Origin of the sequence: Burkholderia sp. BCC0097 (assembly GCF_902832985.1) — a bacterium.
Taxonomy (GTDB): domain Bacteria; phylum Pseudomonadota; class Gammaproteobacteria; order Burkholderiales; family Burkholderiaceae; genus Burkholderia; species Burkholderia orbicola.
Window position 1 is genome coordinate 784,547 of the sequence record NZ_CADFDM010000003.1, and the last position, 24,630, is coordinate 809,176.

General features: G+C 67.7%; 24 protein-coding genes. 10 read left to right on the top strand and 14 right to left on the bottom strand.

All coding sequences use genetic code 11. The features are described 5' to 3' along the window. The first annotated feature begins 43 nt into the window (after positions 1-43). Complete coding sequence (gene fur, locus HWX07_RS13295) at positions 44-472, top strand: ferric iron uptake transcriptional regulator (RefSeq protein WP_006400349.1); 429 nt, start codon at positions 44-46, stop codon at positions 470-472. A gap of 93 nt (positions 473-565) precedes the next feature. Here fur and HWX07_RS13300 read toward each other — a convergent pair whose 3' ends face one another. The 3 genes from HWX07_RS13300 to HWX07_RS13310 all read right to left on the bottom strand — a co-directional run bounded on the left by HWX07_RS13300 (position 566) and on the right by HWX07_RS13310 (position 3,545). Continuing rightward, positions 566-1,099 (bottom strand): ureidoglycolate lyase, encoded by a 534-nt coding sequence (locus tag HWX07_RS13300; protein WP_175876527.1) that lies wholly within the window; start codon positions 1,097-1,099, stop codon positions 566-568. A gap of 14 nt (positions 1,100-1,113) precedes the next feature. Beyond that, positions 1,114-2,121, bottom strand: coding sequence for an allantoicase (gene alc, locus HWX07_RS13305; RefSeq protein WP_175876528.1), 1,008 nt, complete (start codon positions 2,119-2,121; stop codon positions 1,114-1,116). 104 nt (positions 2,122-2,225) lie between these two features. After that, a complete protein-coding gene (locus HWX07_RS13310) occupies positions 2,226-3,545 on the bottom strand; it encodes a C4-dicarboxylate transporter DctA (RefSeq protein WP_077219427.1) in 1,320 nt (439 codons plus the stop codon). 211 nt (positions 3,546-3,756) lie between these two features. On the opposite strand from HWX07_RS13310, the gene HWX07_RS13315 reads away from it, so the two are divergent. Beyond that, positions 3,757-4,479, top strand: coding sequence for an FCD domain-containing protein (locus HWX07_RS13315; protein WP_012327888.1), 723 nt, complete (start codon positions 3,757-3,759; stop codon positions 4,477-4,479). Positions 4,480-4,521: 42 nt separating this feature from the next. Here HWX07_RS13315 and cynR read toward each other — a convergent pair whose 3' ends face one another. Then, positions 4,522-5,412 carry a transcriptional regulator CynR gene (gene cynR / locus HWX07_RS13320; RefSeq protein WP_175876529.1) on the bottom strand — a complete coding sequence of 297 codons (891 nt, stop codon included), beginning with the start codon at positions 5,410-5,412 and terminating at the stop codon, positions 4,522-4,524. Between the two features lie 312 nt (positions 5,413-5,724). Here cynR and HWX07_RS13325 point away from each other — a divergent pair, with 312 nt between their 5' ends. Continuing rightward, positions 5,725-6,924 (top strand): MFS transporter, encoded by a 1,200-nt coding sequence (locus tag HWX07_RS13325; RefSeq protein ID WP_175876530.1) that lies wholly within the window; start codon positions 5,725-5,727, stop codon positions 6,922-6,924. Positions 6,925-7,049: 125 nt separating this feature from the next. On the opposite strand, the gene HWX07_RS13330 is transcribed toward HWX07_RS13325, so the two are convergent. Next, positions 7,050-8,108 (bottom strand): L-idonate 5-dehydrogenase, encoded by a 1,059-nt coding sequence (locus HWX07_RS13330; RefSeq protein ID WP_175876531.1) that lies wholly within the window; start codon positions 8,106-8,108, stop codon positions 7,050-7,052. Between the two features lie 13 nt (positions 8,109-8,121). Continuing rightward, positions 8,122-8,895, bottom strand: a complete 774-nt coding sequence (locus tag HWX07_RS13335) for an SDR family NAD(P)-dependent oxidoreductase (RefSeq protein ID WP_060966869.1) — start codon at positions 8,893-8,895, stop codon at positions 8,122-8,124. Positions 8,896-9,046: 151 nt separating this feature from the next. Here HWX07_RS13335 and HWX07_RS13340 point away from each other — a divergent pair, with 151 nt between their 5' ends. Beyond that, positions 9,047-9,937, top strand: a complete 891-nt coding sequence (locus tag HWX07_RS13340) for a LysR family transcriptional regulator (RefSeq protein ID WP_175876532.1) — start codon at positions 9,047-9,049, stop codon at positions 9,935-9,937. 77 nt (positions 9,938-10,014) lie between these two features. On the opposite strand, the gene gap is transcribed toward HWX07_RS13340, so the two are convergent. Beyond that, positions 10,015-11,025, bottom strand: coding sequence for a type I glyceraldehyde-3-phosphate dehydrogenase (gene gap, locus HWX07_RS13345; protein WP_006476940.1), 1,011 nt, complete (start codon positions 11,023-11,025; stop codon positions 10,015-10,017). Between the two features lie 91 nt (positions 11,026-11,116). Then, positions 11,117-13,189: a transketolase gene (gene tkt, locus HWX07_RS13350; protein WP_175876533.1), complete on the bottom strand. Its 2,073-nt coding sequence runs from the start codon at positions 13,187-13,189 to the stop codon at positions 11,117-11,119. Between the two features lie 215 nt (positions 13,190-13,404). On the opposite strand from tkt, the gene speE reads away from it, so the two are divergent. The 3 genes from speE (at position 13,405) to HWX07_RS13365 (ending at position 15,552) form a co-directional block, all read left to right on the top strand. Further along, the gene (gene speE, locus HWX07_RS13355; RefSeq protein ID WP_175876534.1) at positions 13,405-14,262 is read left to right on the top strand and encodes a polyamine aminopropyltransferase; all 858 of its coding nucleotides are present in this window, start codon (positions 13,405-13,407) and stop codon (positions 14,260-14,262) included. 88 nt (positions 14,263-14,350) lie between these two features. Next, on the top strand, positions 14,351-14,767 hold the full coding sequence (locus tag HWX07_RS13360) for a glyoxalase/bleomycin resistance/extradiol dioxygenase family protein (protein WP_124677524.1): 417 nt from the start codon (positions 14,351-14,353) through the stop codon (positions 14,765-14,767). Between the two features lie 17 nt (positions 14,768-14,784). After that, a complete protein-coding gene (locus HWX07_RS13365; protein ID WP_175876535.1) occupies positions 14,785-15,552 on the top strand; it encodes a 16S rRNA (uracil(1498)-N(3))-methyltransferase in 768 nt (255 codons plus the stop codon). An 81-nt stretch (positions 15,553-15,633) separates the two neighbouring features. Here the strand turns inward: HWX07_RS13365 and HWX07_RS13370 are convergent, their stop codons facing one another. The 4 genes from HWX07_RS13370 to HWX07_RS13385 all read right to left on the bottom strand — a co-directional run bounded on the left by HWX07_RS13370 (position 15,634) and on the right by HWX07_RS13385 (position 20,236). Further along, positions 15,634-16,335 carry a hypothetical protein gene (locus HWX07_RS13370; protein WP_175876536.1) on the bottom strand — a complete coding sequence of 234 codons (702 nt, stop codon included), beginning with the start codon at positions 16,333-16,335 and terminating at the stop codon, positions 15,634-15,636. A gap of 213 nt (positions 16,336-16,548) precedes the next feature. After that, positions 16,549-17,112: a barstar family protein gene (locus HWX07_RS13375; RefSeq protein ID WP_006476945.1), complete on the bottom strand. Its 564-nt coding sequence runs from the start codon at positions 17,110-17,112 to the stop codon at positions 16,549-16,551. 16 nt (positions 17,113-17,128) lie between these two features. Continuing rightward, a complete protein-coding gene (locus HWX07_RS13380; protein WP_006476946.1) occupies positions 17,129-17,560 on the bottom strand; it encodes a ribonuclease in 432 nt (143 codons plus the stop codon). A gap of 375 nt (positions 17,561-17,935) precedes the next feature. After that, the gene (locus HWX07_RS13385; RefSeq protein ID WP_175876537.1) at positions 17,936-20,236 is read right to left on the bottom strand and encodes an NADP-dependent malic enzyme; all 2,301 of its coding nucleotides are present in this window, start codon (positions 20,234-20,236) and stop codon (positions 17,936-17,938) included. A 176-nt stretch (positions 20,237-20,412) separates the two neighbouring features. Here HWX07_RS13385 and thiL point away from each other — a divergent pair, with 176 nt between their 5' ends. The 3 genes from thiL to HWX07_RS13400 are packed head-to-tail and all read left to right on the top strand — an operon-like array spanning position 20,413 to position 22,478. Then, complete coding sequence (gene thiL, locus HWX07_RS13390) at positions 20,413-21,411, top strand: thiamine-phosphate kinase (protein ID WP_175876538.1); 999 nt, start codon at positions 20,413-20,415, stop codon at positions 21,409-21,411. After that, positions 21,401-21,946 carry a phosphatidylglycerophosphatase A gene (locus HWX07_RS13395; RefSeq protein WP_175876539.1) on the top strand — a complete coding sequence of 182 codons (546 nt, stop codon included), beginning with the start codon at positions 21,401-21,403 and terminating at the stop codon, positions 21,944-21,946. Before thiL ends, HWX07_RS13395 begins: the two co-directional genes overlap by 11 nt. Positions 21,947-21,977: 31 nt before the next feature. Continuing rightward, complete coding sequence (locus HWX07_RS13400) at positions 21,978-22,478, top strand: CinA family protein (protein WP_124700530.1); 501 nt, start codon at positions 21,978-21,980, stop codon at positions 22,476-22,478. 38 nt (positions 22,479-22,516) lie between these two features. Here HWX07_RS13400 and HWX07_RS13405 read toward each other — a convergent pair whose 3' ends face one another. Next, complete coding sequence (locus HWX07_RS13405) at positions 22,517-23,575, bottom strand: haloacid dehalogenase-like hydrolase (RefSeq protein ID WP_175876540.1); 1,059 nt, start codon at positions 23,573-23,575, stop codon at positions 22,517-22,519. A 227-nt stretch (positions 23,576-23,802) separates the two neighbouring features. Then, positions 23,803-24,630 (bottom strand): orotidine-5'-phosphate decarboxylase, encoded by an 828-nt coding sequence (pyrF, locus tag HWX07_RS13410; protein WP_011544549.1) that lies wholly within the window; start codon positions 24,628-24,630, stop codon positions 23,803-23,805.

Sequence of the window (24,630 nt, forward strand, 5' to 3'; positions counted from 1 at the left end):
GGTAACATTGAAGCCCTGCATTGTACTCTAGGGATGCCTAGCCATGACCAATCCGACGGATCTCAAGAATATCGGGCTAAAGGCCACCCTACCGCGCCTCAAGATTCTCGAGATCTTCCAGCAGAGCCCCGTGCGCCACCTGACGGCCGAAGACGTCTACCGCAACCTGCTCAACGAGCAGCTCGACATCGGGCTCGCCACCGTCTACCGCGTGCTCACGCAGTTCGAGCAGGCCGGCCTGCTGTCGCGCAGCAACTTCGAATCCGGCAAGGCGGTGTTCGAGCTGAACGAAGGTTCGCACCACGACCACCTCGTGTGCCTCGATTGCGGCCGCGTCGAGGAATTCTTCGACGCCGAGATCGAGAGCCGCCAGCAGGCGATCGCGAAGGAGCGCGGCTTCCGGCTCCAGGAGCATTCGCTCGCGATGTACGGTTCGTGCACGACCGAGAACTGCCCGCACCGCAAGCACTGAAGCGCGCCACCCGCACACGCAGCACGGCCCGGCCGGCATCTCGCCGCCCGGGCCGTGTGCTTTTTCGGCGCGCCTGCCGCGCGACCGGCATGCTTACGAAAGCCCTTCGGCACCCGCGCAGGCCGGCTCGAACTCGAGCGCCCACGCGCGTTCCAGCGGGATCTCGTCGCAGTTCGGCTGCGGGCCGCCGCGATCGACGATCACGAAATCGCTGACCGCGTCGAGCGCGAGCAGCGGATGATGCCAGACGCCCTTCGCATAATTGACGCCCTGCCAGCCCTCGGCCAGGAACGCGCGCATCGCGTCGGGCCGGAATTCGCCGGCCGGCGCGACGACGATCGCGTAGCGCGACACCGCGGCCAGCGGGATGAACGCCTGGCTGCCGTGCGGATGACGCTCCATCAGCGTGACCGCGACCGGCAACGCGCGCGGCTGCGCGCGAAACACGCTGACGAGCGGCCGGCCGCCGTCCGCGCAGACGTCGATCGTCGCGAGATCGTGAAAGCGCTCGGTCGTGCCGCCGTTGATCGGGAAATGCCGCGCGCCTTCGAGCGCGATCACGTCGCCGAACGGCGCGAATGCTTCGCGGGTCAGGCGCTCGACGCGCAGGATCGGAGTTCCGCTCATGCCGCTGCCCTCCTTCAAGCCGGCTCGCCCCACAGACGCAGGCGCGACACGCCGCCGTCCGGGAAGATGTTCAAGCGCACGTGCGTGACGGGGCCGAGCGCCGCGAGCTGGTCGAACGTGTGCACGTAATCCATCTGCAGCTTCTGCTCGCCGAGCAGTTCGGCCCAGAACATCGCCTGCGTGACGAGCGAATCGTCGGTGCCGCCCGTGACGTGCGCGGCCTGCAGCGAGCAGCGGTCGGGGAAGTTGCCCTTGAAGAAGGCCGTATCGACCTCGACGCGCCGGATGATGCCCGGCCGCGCGAGCGCGACGATCGCCCAGTCGTTGCCGGGCTCGCGGCGGCGCCGCGTTTCCCAGCCGTCGCCCATGTTCACGCCGCGCCCCGGCATCAGCATCTGCGAGGCCGGGCCGAAGTGCTGGTTGTTCGCGGCCACCAGATAGCCGCCGTTCTCGATCGCCGCGAGATCGACGAGTTCGCCGGCCGGCACGTGGCGCCAGTCGCGCTGCGGCTGGCCGTACACGCGCAGCCGCGCGAGCCCGCCGTCCGGGTACAGGTTCACGCGCAGGTGCGTGACCGGCCGCGCGTCGTCGACGCTCACGTAGTGATGCGAATTGCCCTGCAGCGTCGTCGCGGGGACGATCGTGCGCCATTCGGCGTCGTCCGGCGGCGTGTCGCCGTCCACGGCGCAGACCTCGATCGACGCGGCCGGCGGGAAGTTGCCGGTGAAGTGGCTCGTATCGAGATCGACGCCGTGGATCACGCCGGGCCGCGCGAGACGCACCACGCAGAAGTCGTGGCCGGTCGTGCGCTTGCGGCGCGTTTCCCAGCCGTCCATCCACTTGCCGTGGTCGTCGTACTTGCCGGGAATGAACACGGCCGGCTCGGGATTGAGCATGCGCTCCTTCGGCGCGAAGAATTCGTCGCTGGCGAAGAGCGCCTGCGCGCCCAGGCGCGGATCGGCGAGGTTCATGTAGCGCCGCGTGAAAGCCGGCGCGTTCGGATCGAGGATGGGGGCTGCCATGTCGTCTCCATTATTTTGAGAAGCGCCGGCGCGTCATCGCGCCGGTCGCAGGAAATTCGGTCGCGCGACGCGGCCGGGGAAGCCGCGCCGCGCGGGCATCGGGTTCAGAGCGCGTGGGCCTGATCGCCGGCAACCGGGGCGGTGCCGCCCGGCACGTCGGCCACGTAGCGCAGTTCGCGGTTCAGCACGCGCTTCGCGCGGGCACGGTCGATGTCGTTCTCCCACACCGCGACCACCACCGTCGCGACGCAGTTGCCGATCAGGTTGGTCAGCGCGCGGGCGATGCCGACGAACCAGTCGACCGGCAGGATCAGCACGAGGCCGAGCACCGGAATCGCGGGGATCGCCGACAGCGTCGCCGCGAGAATCACGATCGCCGAGCCGGGAATCCCGTGCGCGCCCTTCGACGTGACGAGCGACACGAGCAGCACGACGATCAGGTCGTGCGTGGACAGCGGCGTGTTGGTGGCCTGCGCGATGAACAGCACGGCGAGCGTCAGGTAGATCGAGAAGCCGTCGAGGTTGAACGAATAGCCGGTCGGGATCACGAGGCCGACCGTCGAATCCTTGATCCCCATGTATTCGAGCTTGCTCATCACCTGCGGCAGCACCGCGTCAGACGACGCCGTGCCGAGCACGATCGACAGTTCCTCGCGCAGGTAGCGGATCAGCTTGAACACCGAGAAGCCCGCGAGCCGCATCACCGCGCCGAGCACGACCGTGACGAACACGAAGCAGCTCAGGTAGAACACCGCGACCAGGTAGCCGAGCTGCTTGAGCGACGCGACGCCGTACTTGCCGGTCGTGAACGCGATCGCGCCGAGCACGCCGAGCGGCGCGAGCTTGATGATGAAGCCGATGATCTTGAAGAACACGTGCGACAGCTCCTCGATCAGGCTGTTCACGCGCTGCGCCTTGTCGCCGAGCAGCGACAGCGCGGAGCCGAACAGCACCGCGAACACGAGGATCTGCAGGATGTCGCCCTTCGCGAACGCGTCGATCGCGGTCTCGGGGATGATCTTCATCAGGTAGCCGGCCGTGTCCTTCAGGCTTTCGGCGTTCTTCGCGTACGTCGACAGCGACGCCGCGTCGAGCGAGCGCAGGTCGATGTTCATCCCGACGCCCGGGCGCGTGACCCACGCGAGCACGAGCCCGATGCCGAGCGCGAGCGTCGTCATCACCTCGAAGTAGACGACGGCCTTCAGGCCGACCCGGCCGACCTTCTTCAGATCGCCCGCATTGGCCATTCCGCTGACCACGACGCAGAACACGATCGGGCCGATCACCATCTTGATCAGCTTCAGGAAGCCGTCGCCGAGCGGACGCAGCGACTCGGCGAAGTGCGGGAAGAACGCGCCGAGCGCGACCCCCAGTATCAATGCGACGACTACCCGGCCAAACAGCGAATTAAGGAATTTCGACACGGCGCTCTCCCGATCCAACGGTTGCAGTTTCGTCTGTTCATACTGGTAAGACCAGTGATGTTATGGTGGATAGTAGGAAGCCGATATAGTGGCGTCAAGGACGGACAAAATAGGGATTTCCCGCCCCGGTGCGGTCTGTTGCCGCTCCCACAAAGGGGCGGATCGTGGCTTTCCCGTAGGGCGGTCGTGCGCCGCCTGCATGCGGATTACAATGCCGGTCAGACCGGCCATCGTTCACATCATGAAAAATGTTCCGCATACCGTGACCGACGCCGCCATCGCGACGATCCGCGACCGGATCGAGGCAGGCGTGTATCCGGTCGGCAGTCTGCTGCCGGCCCAGCGCCAGCTCTCCGAGGAGCTGGAGATCAGCCGCGCGTCGCTGCGCGAGGCGCTGTCGACGCTAGAGGCGCTCGGGATGCTGCGCATCCGCGCGGGCAAGGGCGTGTACGTCGAAAGCGCGCAGGCGTCGGCCGCGCATCCGTGGCAATTCGCCGAGCAGTCGTCGCCGCCCGATACGTACCAGATGCGCTATGCACTCGAAGGCTTCGCCGCGCGGATGGCCGCGCACGTCGTCAGCGACGAAGACATCGCGTGGTTCGAGGACAATCTCGCCGATCTGCACGTCGCGCTGACCGAAAGCGCGCTCGACGAGGCATCGCGGCTCGACTTCGACTTCCACATGCGGATCATCCATCTGGCCGGCAACGCGGCGATCGAATCGATCCTGCGCAGCAGCGCAGACATCATGAAGGAAAGCCAGCGCATGCCGTTCTACCGGCGCGAGCTGCTGCTGTCGACGTGGCACGAGCACCGAGCGATCGTCGACGCGCTGATCGCGCGCGATGCGGCGGCCGCCGGCACCGCGATCGAAACGCACATCGCGAACGCGGCGCAGCGCGCGGGCGTCTTCTTCCCGACGCCCGGCGCGTAATCCTCCCGCGCGGCGGTCCGGCCTTCCGCCCGGCCGGTCCGGTCACCGTTCCGACGGATCTCGATACGCGAGCACGTGCTCGATGAATGCGCGCGCCGCGACGCTGCGGTACGCGCCCTTGCGCGTGAGCAGCGCGGCCGTGCGCGTCGGCAACGGCGGATCGATCTCGAGCGCGCACAGGTCGCCGCTCTCGCGCGCGACCGCGTCCGGCAGCACCGTCGCGAGCCGGCCGCGCCGCACGAGCGCCAGCACCGAAGTGACCGTATTCGTCTCGATGGCGACCAACGGCCGCGCGCCGTGCTCGACGAAATACCGGTCGATGCGCTCGCGTGTCGCGAACGCGCGGCTCAGCAGCACCAGCGGCTCGCCGCCGAGCTCGGCCGGCGTGAGCGCACGGCGCCGGCGCGCGAGAAGGTGCGTGCGGCTCGTCACCAGCGCGAGCGGCTCGTCCCACAGCGGCAGCGCATCGATGTCCGGCACACGCGGCGGCATGAACGCGAAGCCGGCGTCGAGCCGGTCGTCGGCGAGCAACGCCTCGATGCGCTCCTGCGGCATCGCGTCGATCGTCAGCGCGACGTTCGGATGGTCGGCATGGAACGCGTCGATCAGCGAGCCGCTCAGGTAGGCCGCGAAAGTCGGCATCATCGCGAGCCGCAACGAGCCGCTGCCAAGCTCGGCGACGTCGTTCAGCGCGCGCTGCCCCATATCGAGCGCGTGCAGGGCGGCGCGCGCATGGCGTGCATAGACCTCACCGAATTCGGTGAGCTGCACCGTGCGTCCCGAGCGGTCGAACAGTTGCACGCCGAGCGTGTCCTCGAGCTGGCGGACCTGCTGCGACAGCGTCGGCTGCGATACGTGCAGCGCGTCGGCCGCGCGCGTGAAGCTGCGCTCGTCGGCGACGGCCAGGAAATAGCGGATGTGGCGGAGAAGCATCGCGGCCAACGTATTGGTTTTGCCAATGGAGACCATAACGATCCAGTCTTGGACGCTATGAGTCGATGCCCGCATCATACGCACATCCGCTTCCGTGCAACGCCGCTGCCGGCGCACCGGAGCGGCACGCCCGGGCCTAACCTGCCGCGGCCCGCCGCACGACGATCCGCCGCCCGCCCGATCCGGGTCCGGCCGCGATCCGCCCGGCGCGCATCGGCTCACCGCCGATCCGTCGACGCCGGCCCCGATTTCAGTCACCCCGCGCAGCCGACGGCTCCATGCCGCCGGCCGGCGCCGCCGTTTTTCGCGAACATGGAACCGCATCACGACAACCACCCTCCCCTCACCCGCGGCATGACGCTGCTGTTCGCGTGCGCGTGCGGCATCGTCATCGGCAACATCTACTACGCGCAGCCGCTGCTCGCCGCGATCGCGCACAGCTTCGGGCGGGCGCCGACCGAACTCGGCTACCTCGTCACACTGACGCAGCTCGGCTATGCGGCCAGCCTGCTGCTGATCGTGCCGCTCGGCGATGCGGTCAACCGCCATACGCTGATCGTGCGGCTGCTGATGCTCAACGTCGTCGCGCTGGTCGCGGTCACGTTCAGCACCAACTTCACGATGTTCGTCGTCGCGAACGTCGCGGTCGGCTTCGTCACCTGTTCGACGCAGCTGCTCGTGCCGTTCGCGGCGTCGCTCGCCGATGCGCGCTCGCGCGGCCGCGCGGTCGGCACCGTGATGAGCGGGCTCCTGCTCGGCATCCTGCTCGCGCGCGTCGCGGCCGGCGCGATCGCCGACGGGTTCGGCTGGCGCGCGGTGTACGGCATCGCCGCGGCGATGGTGCTCGCGCTGACCGTCGTGCTCGCCGTGAAGCTGCCGAAGGATCGCCGCGACGCGCGCGTCGACTATCCGGCGCTGATGACCTCGCTCATCGCGCTGGTGCGCGCGCAGCCCCTGATCGCGCTGCGCTCGACCTACGGCGCGCTCGTGTTCGCGTGCTTCAGCCTGTTGTGGACCGGCCTCACGTTTCTGCTGAGCCAGCCGCCGTACAGCTATTCCGAAGGGCAGATCGGCCTGTTCGGCATCGTCGGCGCGGTCGGTGCGCTCGCGGCGACGTCGGCCGGCCGGCTCGTCGATCGCGGCCACGGCAATGCGGCCACCGGCCTGTTCGCGGCGGCCGTGCTCGGCTCGTTCGCGCTGATCGCGACCGGCGCGCATTCGCTCGCGGCGCTGATCGTCGGCATCCTGCTGCTCGACGTCGGCGTGCAGGGCATGCACATCTCGAACCAGAGCGTGATCTATGCGCTCGCCGGCCATGCGCGCAGCCGCGTGACGACGATCTACCTGACGAGCTACTTCATCGGCGGCGCGCTCGGCTCGTTCGCGGCGAGCGTCGCGTACGGCCTCGACGGCTGGCGCGGCGTGTGCCTCGCAGGCGCCGCGTTGTCGGGCATGCTGATCGCGCTGTGGCTCGCGTCGCAGCGCGTCGGCTCGCGGCAGGTCACGCAGTGAGGCGGTAGACCGGCAATCCGGCAATCGGTTTGCGCCGCACGACGAAAAAGGCACGCGCCGCGCATCGCGGGCGTGCCTTTGTGCCAGGGGCGTCGCTGCCGTCGCGACGCGCTAGCGCCGCACCGTCACGCGGCCTCGTTCGCGAAATCGATCAGCACCTTCATCGCACGCTGGCGGTCGCCCGCCAGTTCGAATGCGAGGTTCGCGTCGCGCATCGGGAACACGCGCGTGACGGCCGGCCGCAGGTCGACGCGCCCCGCATTGATCAACTGCACCGCGAGCGCGAATTCCGCATGGAACCGGAACGAGCCGCAGATCGACAATTCCTTCGCGACCACCACGTTCTGTGGCAGGCTCACGTCGCCGCCCAGCCCGAGCTGCACGACGACGCCGCGCGGACGCATCACGTCCAGCCCGTCGCGCAGCGCGCGCGCATTGCCCGAACACTCGATCATCACGTCGAACGTGCCCTTGTCCGCGCTGTAGCGCTCGACCCAGCCGGCATCGGCCGCCGCATTGATCGTGCGATCCGCGCCGAGCGCGCTCGCCACGGCCAGCGGCGCCTCGACGACGTCGGTCGCGACGATCTCCGCGGCACCGTGCACGCGCGCCGCCGCGACCGCCAGCACGCCGATCGGCCCGCACCCCGACACCAGCACGCGCTTGCCGATCAGCGGGCCTGCCCGCGACACCGCGTGCAGCCCGACCGCGAACGGCTCGGCGAGCGCCGCGAGCGACAGCGGCACGTGGTCCGCCACCTTCACGCACTGCACCGCGTCGCACACGAGCGCGTTGCGGAACGCGCCCTGCACGTGCGGCATCCGCATCGCGCTGCCGTAGAAGCGCATGTCGAGACACTGGTTCGGCAGCCCTTCGAGACAGTAGCGGCACGCGCCGCACGGCCGGCTCGGATTGACCGCGACGCGATCGCCGACCTTCACCGAGCTCACGTCCGGCGCCACTTCGGCGACCGTGCCGGCGACCTCGTGGCCGAGCACCATCGGCTGCTGCAGGCGGATCGCGCCGAAGCCGCCATGCCGGAAGTAATGCAGGTCGGAGCCGCAGATGCCGCCCATCGCGACGTCGACGCGCACCTGGCCCGGGCCGATCTCGCCCGCGTCCTGCTCCTCGACCCGCAGGTCGTTCGGCCCGTGGATCACTACACACATGCAACGCATACGCACGACATTCTCCTTGTCAGACGGCACTCGTCAGCCCGCCGTCGACGAACAGCGTCTGGCCGTTCACGAAATCGGACGCGGCCGACGCGAGGAAGATCGCCGCGCCGCACAGCTCGTCGACCTGCCCCCAGCGGCCGGCCGGCGTGCGCTTGCACAGCCAGTCCGAAAACGCCGCGTCGTCGACCAGCGCGCGATTCAGTTCGGTTTCGAAATAGCCGGGCGCGAGGCCGTTCGCCTGGATGCCGTGGCGCGCCCAGTCGGCGCACATCCCTTTGGTCAGCATCCGCACCGCGCCCTTGGTCGCCGCATACGGCGCGATCGTCGGCCGCGCGAGTTCGCTCTGCACCGAGCAGATGTTGATGATCTTGCCGTGGCCCCGCGCGATCATGTGCCGCGCGACGGCCTGCGCGACGTTGAACACGCCGTCGAGGTTCACGCGCATCAGCGCATGCCAGTCGTCCGGGTCGAAAGCGTCGAGCGGCGCGCGGCGCTGGATGCCCGCGTTGTTCACGAGGATGTCGATCGCGCCGACGCGCGCCTCGAAATCGTCGATCGCCGCACGTACCTGCGCGTGCTCGGCCACGTCGAACACCGCATGGTCGGCCGCGAAGCCTTCGTCGCGGAATTGGCGCGCGAGCGTCGCGGCCTTCTCTTCATTGCGATCGTTGATGACGATCGCCGCGCCCGCTTCCGCGAGCCCGCGGGCGAGCGTCAGCCCGATCCCGCGGCCGGAACCGGTAATCAGCGCGCGGCGGCCGTCGAGGCGGAAGCGGTCAAGCGCATGGGTCATGGATGTCTCCTCGTGCCAGTCGAGCCGGCCGCCTGTCGCGGCCGGTCTCGCGTTCACGCTATCTTCGGTCGCCGGCCCGGCCCGCGCCAATGGTCTTTTTTGATCCGGTTATCATGAAAATTGATTACCGCTCTCTCGTGCCCGCCGCCACATGGAACTCAAGCAATTGCGCGCCTTCGTCACGCTCGCGGAAGAACTGCATTTCGGGCGCGCCGCGCAGCGCCTGTGCATCGTGCAGCCCGCGCTGAGCATGCAGATCAAGGCGCTGGAGGCGGAACTCGGTGCGCGCCTGTTCGAGCGCGACCGGCACAAGGTCGAACTGAGCGACACGGGGCGCGTGTTCCTGCCGGAAGCGCGCGCGACGCTGCAGCAGGCCGCGCGCGCGGAGCAGCTGGCGCGGCTGTCGAGCCGCGGCGAAATCGGCACGCTGCGGATCGCGTTCGTTTCGTCGGTGTTGCCCACGCTGCTGCCGGCCGTGCTGCGCACGATGCGCGAGCGCTATCCGCTGATCGCGCTCGAACTGAAGGACATGCCGACGCCCGACCAGATCGCCGCGCTGCGCGACCGGCGGATCGATTTCGGGATGATCCGGCTGCCGGCCGCGTATGCGGGCATCGACACGCGCGTGGTGCTCGAGGAAGGCTTCGTGGTCGCGCTGCCGCTGGACCATCCGCTCGCCGCGCACGATACGATCGCGCCGGCCGCGTTGCGCGGCCACCCCGCGTTCGTGCTCGCGCGCCGCTACGCGCCCGGCTTTCACGACGACATGCTGCTCGCGCTGAGCCGCGCGGGCACGACGCTCGAGATCGCGCAGGAATTCGGCGAATTCACGACGATGCTCGCGCTCGTCGCGGCGGGGATGGGGATCGGGCTGATTCCGGCGCAGGCGGCCAGTGCGCTGCCGCCGAACGTGCTCGCGCGACCGCTCGACCTGGCCGGTCACCGCAGCGGCATCGGGCTCGCGTGGACCGATCTCGACAGTCCGCTGAAGCGCGCGTTCGTCGATGCGGTCGAGCACGTGACGGCGCACGCCGGGCAATAAAAAACCCGGCCGGGAAACCCCGGGCCGGGTTCGTTCGCCACGCCGGCCGCGTTGCGGCGGCCGCGCGACGTGCGGGATTACTTCGCGTTCGCGAATGCGATTGCCGTATCCAGCATGCGGTTCGAGAAACCCCACTCGTTGTCGTACCAGCTCGACACCTTCACGAGGCGGCCCGACACTTTGGTCAGCGTCGCGTCGAACGTCGACGAAGCCGGGTTGTGGTTGAAGTCGATCGACACCAGCGGTGCGTCGTTGTAGCCGAGGATGCCCTTCAGCGCGCCTTCCGATGCTTCCTTCATGATCGCGTTCACTTCCTCGACCGTCGTGTCGCGCTTCGCGATGAACGACAGGTCGACGATCGACACGTTGATCGTCGGGACGCGGATCGCGTAACCGTCGAGCTTGCCGTTCAGCTCCGGCAGCACGAGGCCGACGGCCGATGCGGCACCCGTCTTCGTCGGGATCTGGCTGTGGGTGGCCGAACGCGCGCGGCGCAGGTCTTCGTGATAGACGTCCGTCAGCACCTGGTCGTTCGTGTACGCGTGGATCGTCGTCATCAGGCCGGTTTCGAGGCCGATCTTGTCGTTCAGCGGCTTGACGAGCGGCGCGAGGCAATTCGTCGTGCACGATGCGTTCGAGATGACCGTGTGCTCGGCCTTCAGCACGTCGTGGTTCACGCCATAGACGATCGTCGCGTCGACGTCCTTGCCGCCCGGCGCCGAGATGATCACCTTCTTCGCGCCGCCCTTCAGGTGCGCGCTCGCCTTTTCCTTCGTCGTGAAGAAGCCCGTGCATTCCATCACGACGTCGACGCCCAGCTCGCCCCACGGCAGTTCGGCCGGGTTGCGGTTCGCCAGCACGCGGATCTTGTCGCCGTTCACGACGAGGTAGTCGCCGTCGACCGACACTTCGCCCGGGAACTTGCCGTGCGCGGTGTCGTACTGGGTCAGGTGCGCGTTGGTCTTCGCATCGCCCAGGTCGTTGATCGCGACGATCTCGAGATCGTGCTTCTTGCCGTTTTCATAGAACGCGCGCAGCGTGTTGCGGCCGATACGGCCGTAGCCGTTGATTGCGACGCGAATCGTCATGGTCTATCTCCTGATGGCTGAAAAAATTCGTTTCGTGCAGCTTCACGGTGCGGCGCGCGCAACGGGTGGCGCGCGCCGCGTATGCTTTTATTTAGGCCAGCACGGCCTTCGCGGTCTCGACGACGTGCTCGACGGTGAAGCCGAAGTACTTGAACAGCACGCCGGCCGGCGCCGACTCGCCGAACGTGTCGATCCCGACGACGCCGCCGTCGAGGCCGACGTACTTGTGCCAGAAGCTCGTCACGCCCGCTTCGATCGCGACGCGGCGCACGCCGTGCGGCAGCACGCGTTCGCGGTATTCGGCGTCCTGGCGGTCGAACACGTTGGTCGACGGCATCGACACGACGCGGGCCGCGATGCCCTGCTGCGCGAGCGGCTCGACGGCCTTCATCGCGAGTTCGACTTCCGAGCCCGTCGCGATCAGGATGATCTTGCGCGCGACGATTTCCTCGTCCCAGTCCTTCAGCACGTAACCGCCCTTCTCGATGTTGGCGATCTGCGCATCGGTACGCGGGTTGAACGCGAGGTTCTGGCGGCTGAAGATCAGGCTCGACGGACGATCCGCGGCGACCGCGTGGGTCCACGCAACGGCCGTCTCGACCGTGTCGGCCGGGCGCCAGACGTCGTGGTTCGGGATCAGGCGCAGGCTCGACACGTGCTCGATCGACTGGTGCGTCGGGCCGTCTTCGCCGAGGCCGATCGAATCGTGCGTGAACACGAAGATCGACGGCACCTTCATCAGCGCGGCCACGCGCAGCGCGTTGCGGCTGTAGTCGGAGAACGTCAGGAACGTGCCGCCGAACGGCTTGTGGCCGCCGTGCAGCGCGAGGCCGTTGATCGCCGCGCTCATGCCGAATTCGCGCACGCCGTAGTTGATGTGGTTGCCGAGCAGCACGCCCGCGCCTTCGGGATTCGCGCGCACCGCCTTCGACGCCTTCCAGTTGGTCAGGTTCGAGCCGGTCAGGTCGGCCGAGCCGCCGAGCAGCTCGGGCAGCGCGGCGGCGAGGCCCTCGATCGCCTGCTGCGACGCCTTGCGGGTCGCGACCGTCTCGGCGCGCTCGTTCGCGCCGGCGATGATCGCCGCAGCCTTCTCGGCCCAGTCGGCCGGCAGCTTGTTGGCCATCCGGCGCTCGAATTCGGCGGCTTCCGCCGGGAACTTCGCGCGATACGCGGCGAACGTCGCGTCCCATTCGGACTCGGCGCGCTTGCCGGCTTCCTTCGCGTCCCAGGCCGCATAGACTTCCTGCGGAATCACGAACGGCTCCCACTTCCAGCCGAGCGCTTCGCGCGTCTTCGCGATTTCTTCCGCGCCGAGCGCCGCGCCGTGCACGTCGTGGCCGCCGGCCTTGGTGGCCGCGCCCTTGCCGATCACCGTCTTGCAGCAGATCAGCGTCGGCTTGTCCGACAGCTTCGCCTTCGCGATGGCCGCGTCGACCGCATCGACGTCGTGGCCGTTCACGTTCGGGATCACGTTCCAGCCGTACGCTTCGAAGCGCTTCGGCGTGTCGTCGTGGAACCAGTTGACGACGTCGCCGTCGATCGAGATGCCGTTGTCGTCGTACAGCGCGATCAGCTTGTTCAGCTTCAGCGTGCCCGCGAGCGAGCAGGCTTCGTGCGAGATGCCTTCCATCAGGCAGCCGTCGCCGAGGAACACGTACGTGTGGTGATCGACGATCTTCGCACCGTCACGGTTGAACTCGTCGGCCATCAGCGCTTCGCCGAGCGCCATGCCGACCGCGTTGGCGAGACCCTGGCCGAGCGGGCCGGTGGTCGTCTCGACGCCCGGCGTGATCCCGTATTCCGGGTGGCCCGGCGTCTTCGAGTGCAGTTGGCGGAAATTCTTCAGCTCTTCGATCGGCAGGTCGTAGCCGGTCAGGTGCAGCAGCGAGTACAGCAGCATCGAGCCATGGCCGTTCGACAGCACGAAACGGTCGCGATCGGCCCAGTGCGGGTTCGTCGGGTTGTGCTTCAGATGGCGCGACCAGAGTGCGACGCCGATTTCGGCCATGCCCATCGGCATGCCGGGGTGGCCGGAGTTCGCTTGCTGGACGGCGTCCATCGCGAGCGCACGGATCGCGTTGGCCATCAGGGTGGTGGAGGCGGGAGACGAAGTCGTCATGTCGAGTCCGGAGAACGAGTCGAGGAAACGGGGGCACGGCGGCATCCGGAAGCTCGAGCGTCAATCGTTCCCGGCGCGCGGTGCGGCGCCTGACGGACGCGAAGCGGACGGAGCCAACGGACGGGGCTGCAAAGCTCGTCATTTTAACAGATGGGCTGACATTTCCCTTGTCGGCGCGTCGTGTTCCGGCACGGTTTTCCGCCAAACCGCCCGCCTCCTATAATTCAGGCGTCGGAACTGCCTGCCCCAGCGGCCTGCCCGTGAGCACCACCCTTCTCTTTCACCCGACGCCCGACGCCACCTACGGCTTCCCGAATGCGCGGCGGCTCGCGCACGTCGCGTCCCCGCACCAGCAGATCGAAGTCTGGGAAACGCCGCAGCTCGGCCGGCTGTTCACGCTGGACGGCCGGCCGATGACGTCGGTCGGCGACGAATTCGTCTATCACGAGTGCATGACGCACCCGGCCGCGCTCGCGCATCCGGCGCCGAAGAAGGCGCTCGTGCTCGGCGGCGGCGACGGTGGCGCGGCGCGCCAGCTGCTCAAGCACGCGTGCATCGAACGGATCGTGATCGCCGAACTCGACGACGAGGTGGTCGGGATGGCGCGCCGCTATCTCGACGACGTGCACCAGGGCGCGCTCGACGACCCGCGCGTCGAGGTCGTGATCGGCGACGCCGCGCATTTCGTCGATTCGACGGTCGAACATTTCGATCTCGTCGTGTTCGACCTCACGCCGCCGGATTCGCCGGCGGCCGGCCTCTATACGCGTGCGTTCTATGCACGGCTCAAGCGGATCCTCACGCGCTGCGGCGCGATCTCGATGCATCTCGGCTCGCCGGTGTTCCATGCCGCGCGCATCGCCGCGCTGCTCGACGACCTGCGCGCGAGCTTCGCGGTCGTCGATCCGCTGTCCGCGCACGTGCCGCTGTACGGCTCGCAGTGGCTGATGGCGATCGCGAGCGACACGCTCGATGCGGCCGCGCTGTTCGCGCACGACGTCGACGAACGGCTCGCGGCCCGCCGCGTCGACGGCCTGCGCTACTACGATGCGCGGCTGCATGCGTCCCTCTTTGCCCTGCCGCGCGCGCTGCGCGATACACTGGGCGTTCGCCGCTGAACAACCGGACGGCCGCAACGTTCCGCTGTTCCAGCATGAGACCGGCGCAGGCGCGAGAAGCGCCGACACTGTGCAACAGGAGATTTTCATGACCGATCCACGTCCGGCCAACGTGCCTTGGTTGACGCCCTACCTGGCCGTACGCAACGCGCGCGCGGCCATCGACTTCTTCCAGGCCGCATTCGGCTTCACGCTCCGCGACGTGCATGACGAGGACGGCGCGATCATGCACGTCGAGATGGCCTATCGCGGCCAGTTGATCGTGATGTTCGCGCCCGAAGGCGCGTTCGGCTCGCCCGCGCTCACGCCGAAGCGCGCGAACGCCACCGCGCCGCAATCGTTCTATCTGTATGTCGACGACGTCGACGCCACCTGGCAGCGCGCGCTCGACGCGGGCGCGAAATCGCTGAGCGCGCCGCAGGATCAGTTCTGGGGCGACCGGTTCGCGCAGATCGAGGATCTCGACGGCTACCGCTGGGCGCTCGGGTGCCGTCTCGACGCATGACCGAAACCGCCACACGCATGAACGAAGCCACCACCACCGCGGCCGTGCCGCGCTTTTTCGTCGACGCCGCGCTGCGCGCCGACGCCACGCTCGCGTTGCCGGCCGACGTCGCGCGTCACGTGCAGGTGCTGCGCCTGCAGCCCGGCGACGTGCTCGCGCTGTTCGACGGCACGGGCGGCCAGTACCGTGCACGGCTCGTCGAAGTCGACAAGCGCAGCGCGCTCGTGCAGGTCGATACGTTCGAGGCCGCCGAGGCCGAGCCGCCCTATCGCGTGACGCTCGCGCAGGGGATCGCCGGCGGCGACAAGATGGACTGGGTGATCGAGAAGGCCGTCGAGCTCGGCGTCGCGGCGGTCGTGCCGCTGTCGACCGCGCGCGGCGTCGTGAAGCTGTCCGGCGAACGGGCGGACAAGCGCGTCGCACACTGGCGCGGCGTCGTGCGCGCGTCGTGCGAGCAATGCGGACGCAACCGCATGCCCGATCTCGCGCCGGTCGCCGGCTTCAACGCGTGGCTCGACGCGCTGCCGGGCGCGCCGGCCGACGGCGAACTGCGGCTGCTGCTGTCGCCGCGCGCGAGCAGCCCGTTCGCGTCGCTGCCCGACGCGCCGCCGGCGGCGGCCGTCACGCTGCTGATCGGGCCCGAAGGCGGGCTGTCGCCCGACGAGGAAAATGCGGCGCGCGCACGCGGGTTCACCGCGCTGTCGCTCGGGCCGCGCGTGCTGCGTACCGAGACGGCCGGCGCGGCCGTGCTCGCGGCGTTGGCCGCACGCTGGGGCGGGTGGTGAAGCACCGGCGGCTGTGCCGCCGCGAGGCGGCACGGCACTCCGCCGTCGTCACATCCTCCTGACGCCGCGGTTTATCGTCACTTACTTGTTGCTCGACGAGCCCTGCGGCATCGCATCCGACAACGCATCGAGCACCGGCATCAGCACGCCTTGCGGGCTACCCGTCGTCCAGCCGTCGCCCAGGCCGTAGACGTCGATCTTGCCCGTCACGGGGCGCGTCACCGGCGCCGCGTCCAGCACTTGCGCCATGCCCGAGAAGATCGCCTTGAACACGGCGATCCGGGCCGCGTCGTTCTTCAGGCGACCGTTGCCGAGCTTGGCCTGCAGCGCCTTCCCGCCGGGCTCCGCATCCGGCACGCGACACGCGAATTCGACCGTCGCGATCGTCTCGCCCTCGACGTACGCGTTCGGTCGCAGCGACGACCCGGTCGCCTTGCATTCCGAGCGATTGATCGCTCGCTGATAGGCCGCAGACATACTTTCGACCGACGGACGCAACGCGGCACTTGCCTTCGGCGGCATCGGCGCCAGCAAGTCCTCGGCCATGTCCTTGCGCATCGACTCGCCCATCTTGGACAGGACGCCGACATCGAGCGCGTCCTTGCCGCCGTAACTCGCGCGTACCGCGTCGTTGAATTCGCGGGCTTTCGACACGTCGCCGTTGACGAGTGCGCCGATGTACAGGTCGACGGTCTGCTCGGGCGTCAGCGGCGCGGCATGCGCGGCGCAAGCCGCGACCACCAGCGGCAGCACGACGGAGCGTGCGGAACGGGAAATACTCATGGGAAGACGGCCCTCTCTCGATGGTTTGTTGTATGGACCCGATGCGGCTGCCGCCGTCGGATCGACCACGATTGTCTCGAAAAATCGCGCCAGATGAAAGGTTGATGTCAGAAAACAGCGCGCCGGCCCGTATGCATCGCGCAGACGCAAAAAAGCCCGCTCGAGGCGGGCTTTTGAAGAGTAGTTCGGTGAATCGGCCGTAGGCCGACGCGCTTACGCGAACGAGTAGAACACCCGGAACGCGACCTTGCGCTCGGCCCAGAATTCGGCCGCCTCGCGGAACACGTCGAGCAGTGTTTCGCGCCCTTCCTTGTCGAATTTCTGCGCGATCGGCAGCCCTTCGAGGACGATCACGAAACCGGGCTGCGCGCCGGCCTTCGCGACGAGGTCGGTCAGGCAGTCGTACAGCGCGTCGTAGTTCTTCCCGAAATGCTTCGGAAACAGGAACGAGGTCGCGATCGTTTCCATCACTTCCTGCTTCGACTGCGCGGCGCCGCAATACGCATACAGGAAATGCTGGCCGAGCCGACCGGCTTCGTCGGCGAGATCCTGCACGCGGAACGCGCGGATCGACTGCACGAGATTGGGTCGCACGGTCGTGAAAAGGCTCATAGGCTCCTCGTTCGATGAAAGCCCGGGCTCGGCTTCCTGTTGCTCCGGCGTGCCGCCGGCCTGCGCCGCCGCGTGCAGCTGAATCACACGCTGAAACAGATTGCCGTCGCCGGCCGCGAACAGTTCCGCCGCCGCCGTATCGTGCGCGTAGATGGAGTCGCTCATGCCATTCGTCCCGAAGTCATTCAACAATACGTTTAAAACTGTTGTAGTGGTCGCCCGTGTAATAACAGTTGTCGATCCGGCGCAACGGCCCGCCACAAACGATCCGACGCGCGCCGCGATTGCGCGCACGCGGCGTCGGCACCGTGTACTCATGGTAGTAGCCGCGCTTCGCCTTCGGCAGGATCCGCTCGCGATTGCCGAATACGACGCCGTCCTTCTCGTACGGATAGGGGCCGCCGGCGCCGATCAGGCCCAGCGTGGTCACGGCCTCGCGCGGAAGACTGGCAGTCGGGATCGTATCGAGCCCGCTGGCAGCCACGTCGGCCGGAACGGCCTCCCGTGCGTAAGCGGCGGAAACCAGACTGCCCGTCGGCGTGCCGACGATACCCATCGCGAACATCGCGAAGACGGACGCGAGCGCGCCGTTGCGGAGCCACTTGCGTGCCATGAACCAGGGTTCCCGCTGTTAAATCAAGTAGTTGACGACCAACAAAGGCGTTAGCGTAGCGTTATTGGCCGCGCGAATCAATGTCCGTTTGGGATTCGAAAGGCTCGGGACACCCGTCATTCCGTATTTCTTACCGAAATTACACTACATTTATCTTTCATGAGATAAAATGCGTGCGGCATCTTTCATATGGCAAGACTCTGCCTCCTTGCCACACTCCTTACCCGAAGTGGAAAGATGCTGCTGTTGCTTGAGGGGAAGCGCGGTTGCGCCCTGCCCGCGGCGTGCCCATTGCGGGCACGCCTCTTTTTGCTTTTGTTTACAATTTTCCCGGGCGCGCCGAGCCGTTCGCCCGGCTGGCGCGTTCGTTTTGGCTCAGCGCGCGGCGTTCACGTCAGCCACCAGCAGCGCCGCCATGTTGACGATGCGACGAACGGTCGCTGATTCGGTCAGCACGTGCACCGGCTCCGCGGCGCCCAACAGGATCGGCCCGATCGCGATGTTGTTGCCGGCGGCCGTCTTCAGCAGGTTGTACGCGATGTTGGCGGCGTCGATGTTCGGCAGGATCAGCAGGTTCGCGTCGCCTTCCAGCGTCGATTCGGGCAGGATTTCCTTGCGCAGCGCCGCGTCGAGCGCGACGTCGCCGTGCATTTCGCCGTCGACCTTCAGTTCCGGCGCGGTTTGCTGCAGGATCGCGAGCGTATCGCGCATCTTCTTTGCCGAAGGGGCATTGCTCGTGCCGAAATTCGAGTGCGACAGCAGCGCGACCTTCGGCTCGATGCCGAACCGGCGCACTTCTTCCGCGGCCATGATCGTGATCTCGGCCAGCTCCTCCGGGGTCGGATCGACGTTCACATGCGTATCCACGAGGAAAATCTGGCGGCCCGGCAGCACGAGGCCGTTCATCGCCGCGTACACGCTGCAGCCCGGACGCTTGCCGATCACCTGGTCGATGAAGTGCAGGTGGCGGTGCGTGGTGCTGATCGTGCCGCAGATCATCCCGTCCGCTTCGCCCTTCTTCACCAGCATCGAGCCGATCAGCGTCGTGCGGCGGCGCATTTCGACACGCGCGAGCTGCTCGCTGATGCCCTTGCGCGCCATCATCTTGTGATACGTCTGCCAGAAGTCGCGGTAACGCTCGTCGTGCTCGGTGTTGACGACCGTGAAATCGGTGCCCGGCGTGAGGCGCAGGCCGTAGCGCTGGATACGGTGCTCGATCACCGACGGGCGGCCGATCAGGATTGGCTTCGCGAGTTTTTCGTCGACGATGATCTGAACGGCACGCAACACGCGCTCTTCTTCGCCTTCCGCGAACACGACGCGCTTCTTCTCTTCCGGCGCGGCGCGCGCGATCTGGAAGATCGGCTTCATCGTCGTGCCGCTGTGATACACGAATTGCTGCAGGTGGACGCGGTACGCCTCCATGTCCTCGATCGGGCGCGTCGCGACGCCGCCGTCCATCGCGGCCTGCGCGACGGCCGGCGCGATCTTCACGATCAGGCGCGGATCGAACGGTTTCGGAATCAGGTATTCGGGCCCGAACGACAGATCCTGGATGCCGTACGCGGTCGCGACGATGTCGCTCTGCTCGTGCTGCGCGAGTTCGGCGATCGCATTGACGGCCGCGATCTCCATTTCACGCGTGATCGTCGTCGCGCCGACGTCGAGCGCGCCGCGGAAGATGAACGGGAAGCACAGGACGTTGTTGACCTGGTTCGGGTAATCGGTGCGGCCGGTGGCCAGCACGGCGTCCGGGCGCACTTCGAGCGCGAGCTCCGGCAGGATTTCCGGCGTCGGGTTCGCGAGCGCGAGGATCAGCGGGCGCTCGGCCATGCCCTTCACCATCTCCTGCTTCAGCACGCCGGCGGCCGACAGGCCGAGGAAGATGTCCGCACCGTCGATCACTTCGGCGAGCGTGCGGGCGTCGGTTTCGCGCGCGAAACGCTCCTTGTCCGGATCCATCAGCTCGGTGCGGCCCTTGTAGACCACGCCGGCCAGATCGGTCACCGTGATGTTCTCGAGCGGCAGGCCGATGTCGACCAGCAGGTCGAGACACGCGAGCGCGGCCGCGCCGGCGCCGGATGCGACCAGCTTGACCTTCTTGATGTCCTTGTTGACAACCTTCAGCCCGTTCGTGACGGCCGCGGCCACGACGATCGCGGTGCCGTGCTGGTCGTCGTGGAACACCGGGATCTTCATCCGCTTGCGGGCTTCGCGCTCGACGATGAAGCAGTCCGGCGCCTTGATGTCTTCGAGGTTGATCCCGCCGAAGGTCGGCTCCAGCGCGGCGATCACGTCGACGAGCTTGTGCGGGTCCGATTCGTTCAACTCGATGTCGAACACGTCGATGCCCGCGAACTTCTTGAACAGCACGGCCTTGCCTTCCATCACCGGCTTCGACGCGAGCGGGCCGATGTTGCCGAGACCGAGCACCGCCGTGCCGTTCGTCACGACGCCGACCAGGTTGCTGCGCGCGGTGAAGCGCGCGGCGTTCAGCGGGTTCTCGACGATCTCCTCGCACGCGTACGCCACACCCGGCGAATACGCGAGCGCGAGATCGCGCTGGTTGATCATCTGCTTGGTCGGGGCGATCGCGATTTTGCCGGGGGTCGGAAATTCGTGATAGTCGAGCGCGGCTTCGCGGAGCTTGGCTTTGGAGGAGGCTTGGGTGGACATGTGTCTCGAGACGGGCGGATTAGAATAACTGTTCGACGGCATTGTAGCGCCAATCATCGGCCGCCAGACCGGCGATTCGGGTGCAACAGTCGCGACAAAAATGAACTGGACGGTACAGGAGCGCCGTCGCCCGCCTCGTACAATGCCGTTCCTTCAACCGTTTCGGATCGCCCGCCGTGCCAGCCGCCCTCTCCGAGTTTTCGCTGATCGAACGCTTCTTCACGCGCCGTGCCGCGCAGGGCGCCCGTGCGTCGACGCTCGGCATCGGCGACGATTGCGCACTAATTGCGCCCCGATCCGGGAAATTGCTGGCCATTTCGACGGACATGCTGGTGGAAGGCCGCCACTTCTTCCCCGATGTCGCGCCCGACGCGCTCGGCCACAAGACGCTCGCGGTCAATCTGTCGGATTTGGCGGCGATGGGCGCCGAGCCGCGCGCGTTCACGCTCGCGTGCGCGCTGCCGCGCGCCGACGCCGCATGGCTCGAGGCGTTCAGCAACGGGCTGTTCGCACTGGCCGAGCGATACGGCTGCGAATTGATCGGTGGCGACACGACGAGCGGGCCGCTGAACCTGTGCGTGACCGTGTTCGGCGAAGTCGCGCCCGACGCGGCGCTGCGACGCGATGCCGCGCGCGACGGCGACGACGTGTGGGTATCGGGCACGCTCGGCGATGCGCGCGCGGGCCTCGGCGTTGCCCGCGGCGAATGGACGGCCGGTGCGGATGAAGCCGCCGCGTTCCGGCGCGCGCTCGAGCGGCCCGAACCGCGCGTCGCGCTCGGCCTGGCGCTCGCGGGCGTCGCGCACGCGGCGCTCGACCTGTCGGACGGCCTCGCCGGCGACCTCCAGCACATCCTGACGCGCTCGAACGTACGCGCCGAGATCGACGCCGACGCGGTGCCGCGCTCGGCGGCGCTCGCGACCCTGCCGGCCGACGTGCAGCGCCGCTGCACGCTGGCGGGCGGCGACGACTACGAACTGTGCTTCACCGCGCCGGCCGCAGCGCGCGCGGCGGTCGAAGCGGCCGGCGCCACGGCCGGCGTGCCGGTCACGCGAATCGGTACAATACGCGCGTTGTCCGCGCCGTCGGCGCAACCCGCCATCGCGTGGCGCGACGCCGCCGGCGCGCCTCTCGCTCTCACGTTGCACGGCTTCGACCACTTCCATGCAGACTGATCCGACGCCCGCGCACGCCGCGGCCGAGCCCGGCGCCGCGCAGCCCGCGCCGCCCCGCGTGACGGCCCGCTTCATGCTGTCGCACCCCGCGCATCTCGTGTCGCTCGGCTTCGGCAGCGGGCTCGCGCCGATCATGCCCGGCACGTTCGGCTCGCTGTTCGGCTGGCTCACGTTCGTCGTGCTGAACCGCTACCTGACGGTGCCCGAATGGTGGGCGCTGATCGTCGTCGGCTTCGCGGCGGGTACGTGGGTCACCGGTTTCACCGCGAAGAAGGCCGGCGTGGCCGATCCGGGCGCCGTCGTCTGGGACGAGATCGTCGCGATCTGGCTCGTGATGCTGTTCGTCACGCCCGCGACCTTCGTCGGCCAGCTGTGGGCGTTCGTCGCGTTCCGCTTCTTCGACATGCTCAAGCCGCCGCCGATCCGCTACTTCGACCGCCGCCTGAAAGGCGGACTCGGCATCATGGTCGATGATCTGGTCGCCGCGTTCATGACGCTGCTCGTGATCGCGCTGTGGCGCTCCGTCGTCGGCTGACCGATTTCCCGACTCCCATTTCCCGACGCGCATGCCAACCGATTCCGTCGTCCACCAGCTTGCGATCCGCGCAGGCAACAAGCTGCGTGACGAGCATCTCACGCTCGCCACCGCCGAATCCTGCACCGGCGGGATGATCGCCACCGCGATCACCGACATTTCCGGCAGCAGCCAGTGGTTCGAGCGCGGCTTCGTCACGTACTCGAACCAGGCCAAGATCGAGATGATCGGCGTGCCGGCCGACCTGATCGACAAGCATGGCGCCGTCAGCGAGCCCGTCGCGCGCGCGATGGCCGAGGGCGCGCTGCGCAACAGCCGCGCGCAGGTCGCGCTGTCCGTCACCGGCATCGCTGGCCCGGGCGGCGGCAGCGAGAAGAAGCCGGTCGGCACCGTGTCGTTCGCCTGGAGCAACCGGCTGCATACGGATGTCGAGACGCGGGTGTTCAAGGGCGACCGCGAACAGATCCGCACGCAGGCGGCCGCGCATGCGCTGCGCGGGCTGCTGAAGCTGCTCGACGAGCGCGAACGCTGATCGGGCCGGGCGCACGTACCGCGCCCGCCCTCGCTTCCTTACTGGATCGCGTCGGGCTTCACGACGATCCAGTTCTTGTCCGCCGTCACCGGCAGGCCGAGCGCCTTCTGCTTCGCGGCCGATTCGTCCGACCACGCGCGGATCTGCGCCATCTGCTTGTCCTTCTTGTTGACCCACACGCGCACGCCGCCGCGCGCGACGTCGGTCGCGTTCAGCAGCATGTAGCCGTCGGACGTCGGCGTGTCGCCCGCGACGAGCACCGGCTTCTTCCACTGGTCGATCCAGCCGACGATCGAACCGAGCTTGCCTTCGTACCACGTCATCGGGTTCATCAGGAACGGCGTGATCACGAAGCTGCGGTTCGCGGCCTCATCGTACTTGCCGGCCTTGATCTGCAGCCGCGACGTGGTCAGCGCGCCGGTCGCCGGGTCGCGCAGCAGCGTCGTCACGCCGATCACGTTCTGCGGCTTCACGTTGTAGCCGTACTTCGGGTCGGCCAGCACGAGCCGCGCGAGTTCCTCGTGCGCGGCCGTCATCACGTAGACCTCGATGCCGTTCTCGCGCAGCGCGTTGTACAGCTCCTGCATCCCGCGAAAGAAGCGCGGCGGGTTCACCGTGCCGTCGACGACCTTGTCGCCCTGCCAGTAGCGGATCGGGATCGGCTTGCCGTCGGCGAGCATCGCGTCGATGTGGTGCTTCAGGTCGGCGAGCGACTGGCCGGCGAACGCCTGCGCGATCCACGGATAGCAGACCAGATCGTCGATCTCGCACAGCCGGTAGTAATAGCTCGTCAGCGATTCCTTGTAGTCGGCGGAATCCTTGAACGGGATCAGCTTCAGCGACGGATCGAGCGAGTCGCGCGTCAGCACGCCTTGGTTCTCGAGGTACGGCAGCAGCGATTCCTCGAGGTCGTAGCGGTAGGTCGTGTTGTCGGCGTCGAACACCGCGTAGTCGCCGCGGTTCGCGTGCGCGGCGATCATCGCGTTCAGCGCCTTCGCGCTGTCGGCGGGCCAGTGCGACAGATCCGCCGCATGGGCGAACGTCATGCACAGCGACGCGGCGAACGCGCTCAGAAGACGGCGGGAAAGCTTGGGCATGGCGTCGCTCCTTTTCTTGACATTTTTGTGACGGATCGGTGACAAGCGGCAGCATCGCGCGAATAAATTGCGCCCATGCGATACGGAAGCGACGGAAAGTTGTTCGCGTGCGCCAGGGAGAATCGAGGAAAGCGAAGGGGGGAATGAGAGGATGCGGCGCCGGCCCACGGGCGCGGGGCCGGCGCCAACCGCCCAGCGGGCCCGCCGGGCGGTGTCGTGCGATTCGATCAGCGATGCGCGTTGATCGTGTCGCGCGTCTTCTGCGCGGCGAGCGCCGCGGCTTCGGCGAAATCCTCGCCCTTGCTCGCGTACAGGATCGCGCGCGACGAGTTGATCATCATCCCGGTGCCGTCGGCCGTGCGGCCTGCGTTGACGGTCGCCTGCACGTCGCCGCCCTGCGCGCCGATGCCGGGGATCAAGAGCGGCATGTCGCCGACGATCCCGCGCACGATCTCGATTTCCTTCGGGAACGTCGCGCCGACCACGAGGCCGAGCTGGCCGTTCCGCGCGTTCCACTTGTTCGCCGCGAGGTCCGCGACCACCTGGTACAGCGGCCGGCCGTTGGTATCGAGGAACTGCAGGTCCGAGCCGCCCGGGTTCGACGTGCGGCACAGCACGATCACGCCCTTGCCTTCATGCTCGAAGTACGGCTCGACCGAGTCGTAGCCCATGTACGGGTTCACCGTGACGGCGTCCGCGCGATAACGCTCGAACGCTTCGCGCGCATACTGCTCGGCCGTGCTGCCGATGTCGCCGCGCTTCGCGTCGAGGATCACCGGCAGGCCCGGATGCTGCAGATGGATGTGCGCGATCAGCCGCTCGAGCTGGTCTTCGGCGCGATGCGCGGCGAAGTATGCGATCTGCGGCTTGAACGCGCTCGCGTACGGCGCGGTCGCGTCGACGATCTGCCGGCAGAATTCGAAGATCGCGTCGGGCTGACCGTCGAACTGCACGGGAAAGCGCGACGGCTCGGGATCGAGGCCGACGCACAGCAGCGAATTCGTGCGCTGCCACGCGGCGCGCAGCGATTCAATGAAAGTAAGCGGGGAAGACAT

What these genes read in the sequence shown, in the direction of transcription:
- HWX07_RS13315 (WP_012327888.1), top strand. Translation starts at nt 3,757, where the DNA reads ATGCCGGTCAGACCGGCCATCGTTCACATCATGAAAAATGTTCCGCAT.
- tkt (WP_175876533.1), bottom strand. Translation starts at nt 13,189, where the DNA reads ATGCCGCCGTGCCCCCGTTTCCTCGACTCGTTCTCCGGACTCGACATG.
- HWX07_RS13325 (WP_175876530.1), top strand. Translation starts at nt 5,725, where the DNA reads ATGGAACCGCATCACGACAACCACCCTCCCCTCACCCGCGGCATGACG.
- HWX07_RS13400 (WP_124700530.1), top strand. Translation starts at nt 21,978, where the DNA reads ATGCCAACCGATTCCGTCGTCCACCAGCTTGCGATCCGCGCAGGCAAC.
- pyrF (WP_011544549.1), bottom strand. Translation starts at nt 24,630, where the DNA reads ATGTCTTCCCCGCTTACTTTCATTGAATCGCTGCGCGCCGCGTGGCAG.
- gap (WP_006476940.1), bottom strand. Translation starts at nt 11,025, where the DNA reads ATGACGATTCGCGTCGCAATCAACGGCTACGGCCGTATCGGCCGCAAC.
- HWX07_RS13370 (WP_175876536.1), bottom strand. Translation starts at nt 16,335, where the DNA reads ATGAGTATTTCCCGTTCCGCACGCTCCGTCGTGCTGCCGCTGGTGGTC.
- HWX07_RS13335 (WP_060966869.1), bottom strand. Translation starts at nt 8,895, where the DNA reads ATGACCCATGCGCTTGACCGCTTCCGCCTCGACGGCCGCCGCGCGCTG.
- HWX07_RS13300 (WP_175876527.1), bottom strand. Translation starts at nt 1,099, where the DNA reads ATGAGCGGAACTCCGATCCTGCGCGTCGAGCGCCTGACCCGCGAAGCA.
- HWX07_RS13385 (WP_175876537.1), bottom strand. Translation starts at nt 20,236, where the DNA reads ATGTCCACCCAAGCCTCCTCCAAAGCCAAGCTCCGCGAAGCCGCGCTC.
- alc (WP_175876528.1), bottom strand. Translation starts at nt 2,121, where the DNA reads ATGGCAGCCCCCATCCTCGATCCGAACGCGCCGGCTTTCACGCGGCGC.
- HWX07_RS13395 (WP_175876539.1), top strand. Translation starts at nt 21,401, where the DNA reads ATGCAGACTGATCCGACGCCCGCGCACGCCGCGGCCGAGCCCGGCGCC.
- HWX07_RS13380 (WP_006476946.1), bottom strand. Translation starts at nt 17,560, where the DNA reads ATGGCACGCAAGTGGCTCCGCAACGGCGCGCTCGCGTCCGTCTTCGCG.
- HWX07_RS13360 (WP_124677524.1), top strand. Translation starts at nt 14,351, where the DNA reads ATGACCGATCCACGTCCGGCCAACGTGCCTTGGTTGACGCCCTACCTG.
- HWX07_RS13375 (WP_006476945.1), bottom strand. Translation starts at nt 17,112, where the DNA reads ATGAGCGACTCCATCTACGCGCACGATACGGCGGCGGCGGAACTGTTC.
- HWX07_RS13365 (WP_175876535.1), top strand. Translation starts at nt 14,785, where the DNA reads ATGAACGAAGCCACCACCACCGCGGCCGTGCCGCGCTTTTTCGTCGAC.
- cynR (WP_175876529.1), bottom strand. Translation starts at nt 5,412, where the DNA reads ATGCTTCTCCGCCACATCCGCTATTTCCTGGCCGTCGCCGACGAGCGC.
- HWX07_RS13340 (WP_175876532.1), top strand. Translation starts at nt 9,047, where the DNA reads ATGGAACTCAAGCAATTGCGCGCCTTCGTCACGCTCGCGGAAGAACTG.
- fur (WP_006400349.1), top strand. Translation starts at nt 44, where the DNA reads ATGACCAATCCGACGGATCTCAAGAATATCGGGCTAAAGGCCACCCTA.
- HWX07_RS13405 (WP_175876540.1), bottom strand. Translation starts at nt 23,575, where the DNA reads ATGCCCAAGCTTTCCCGCCGTCTTCTGAGCGCGTTCGCCGCGTCGCTG.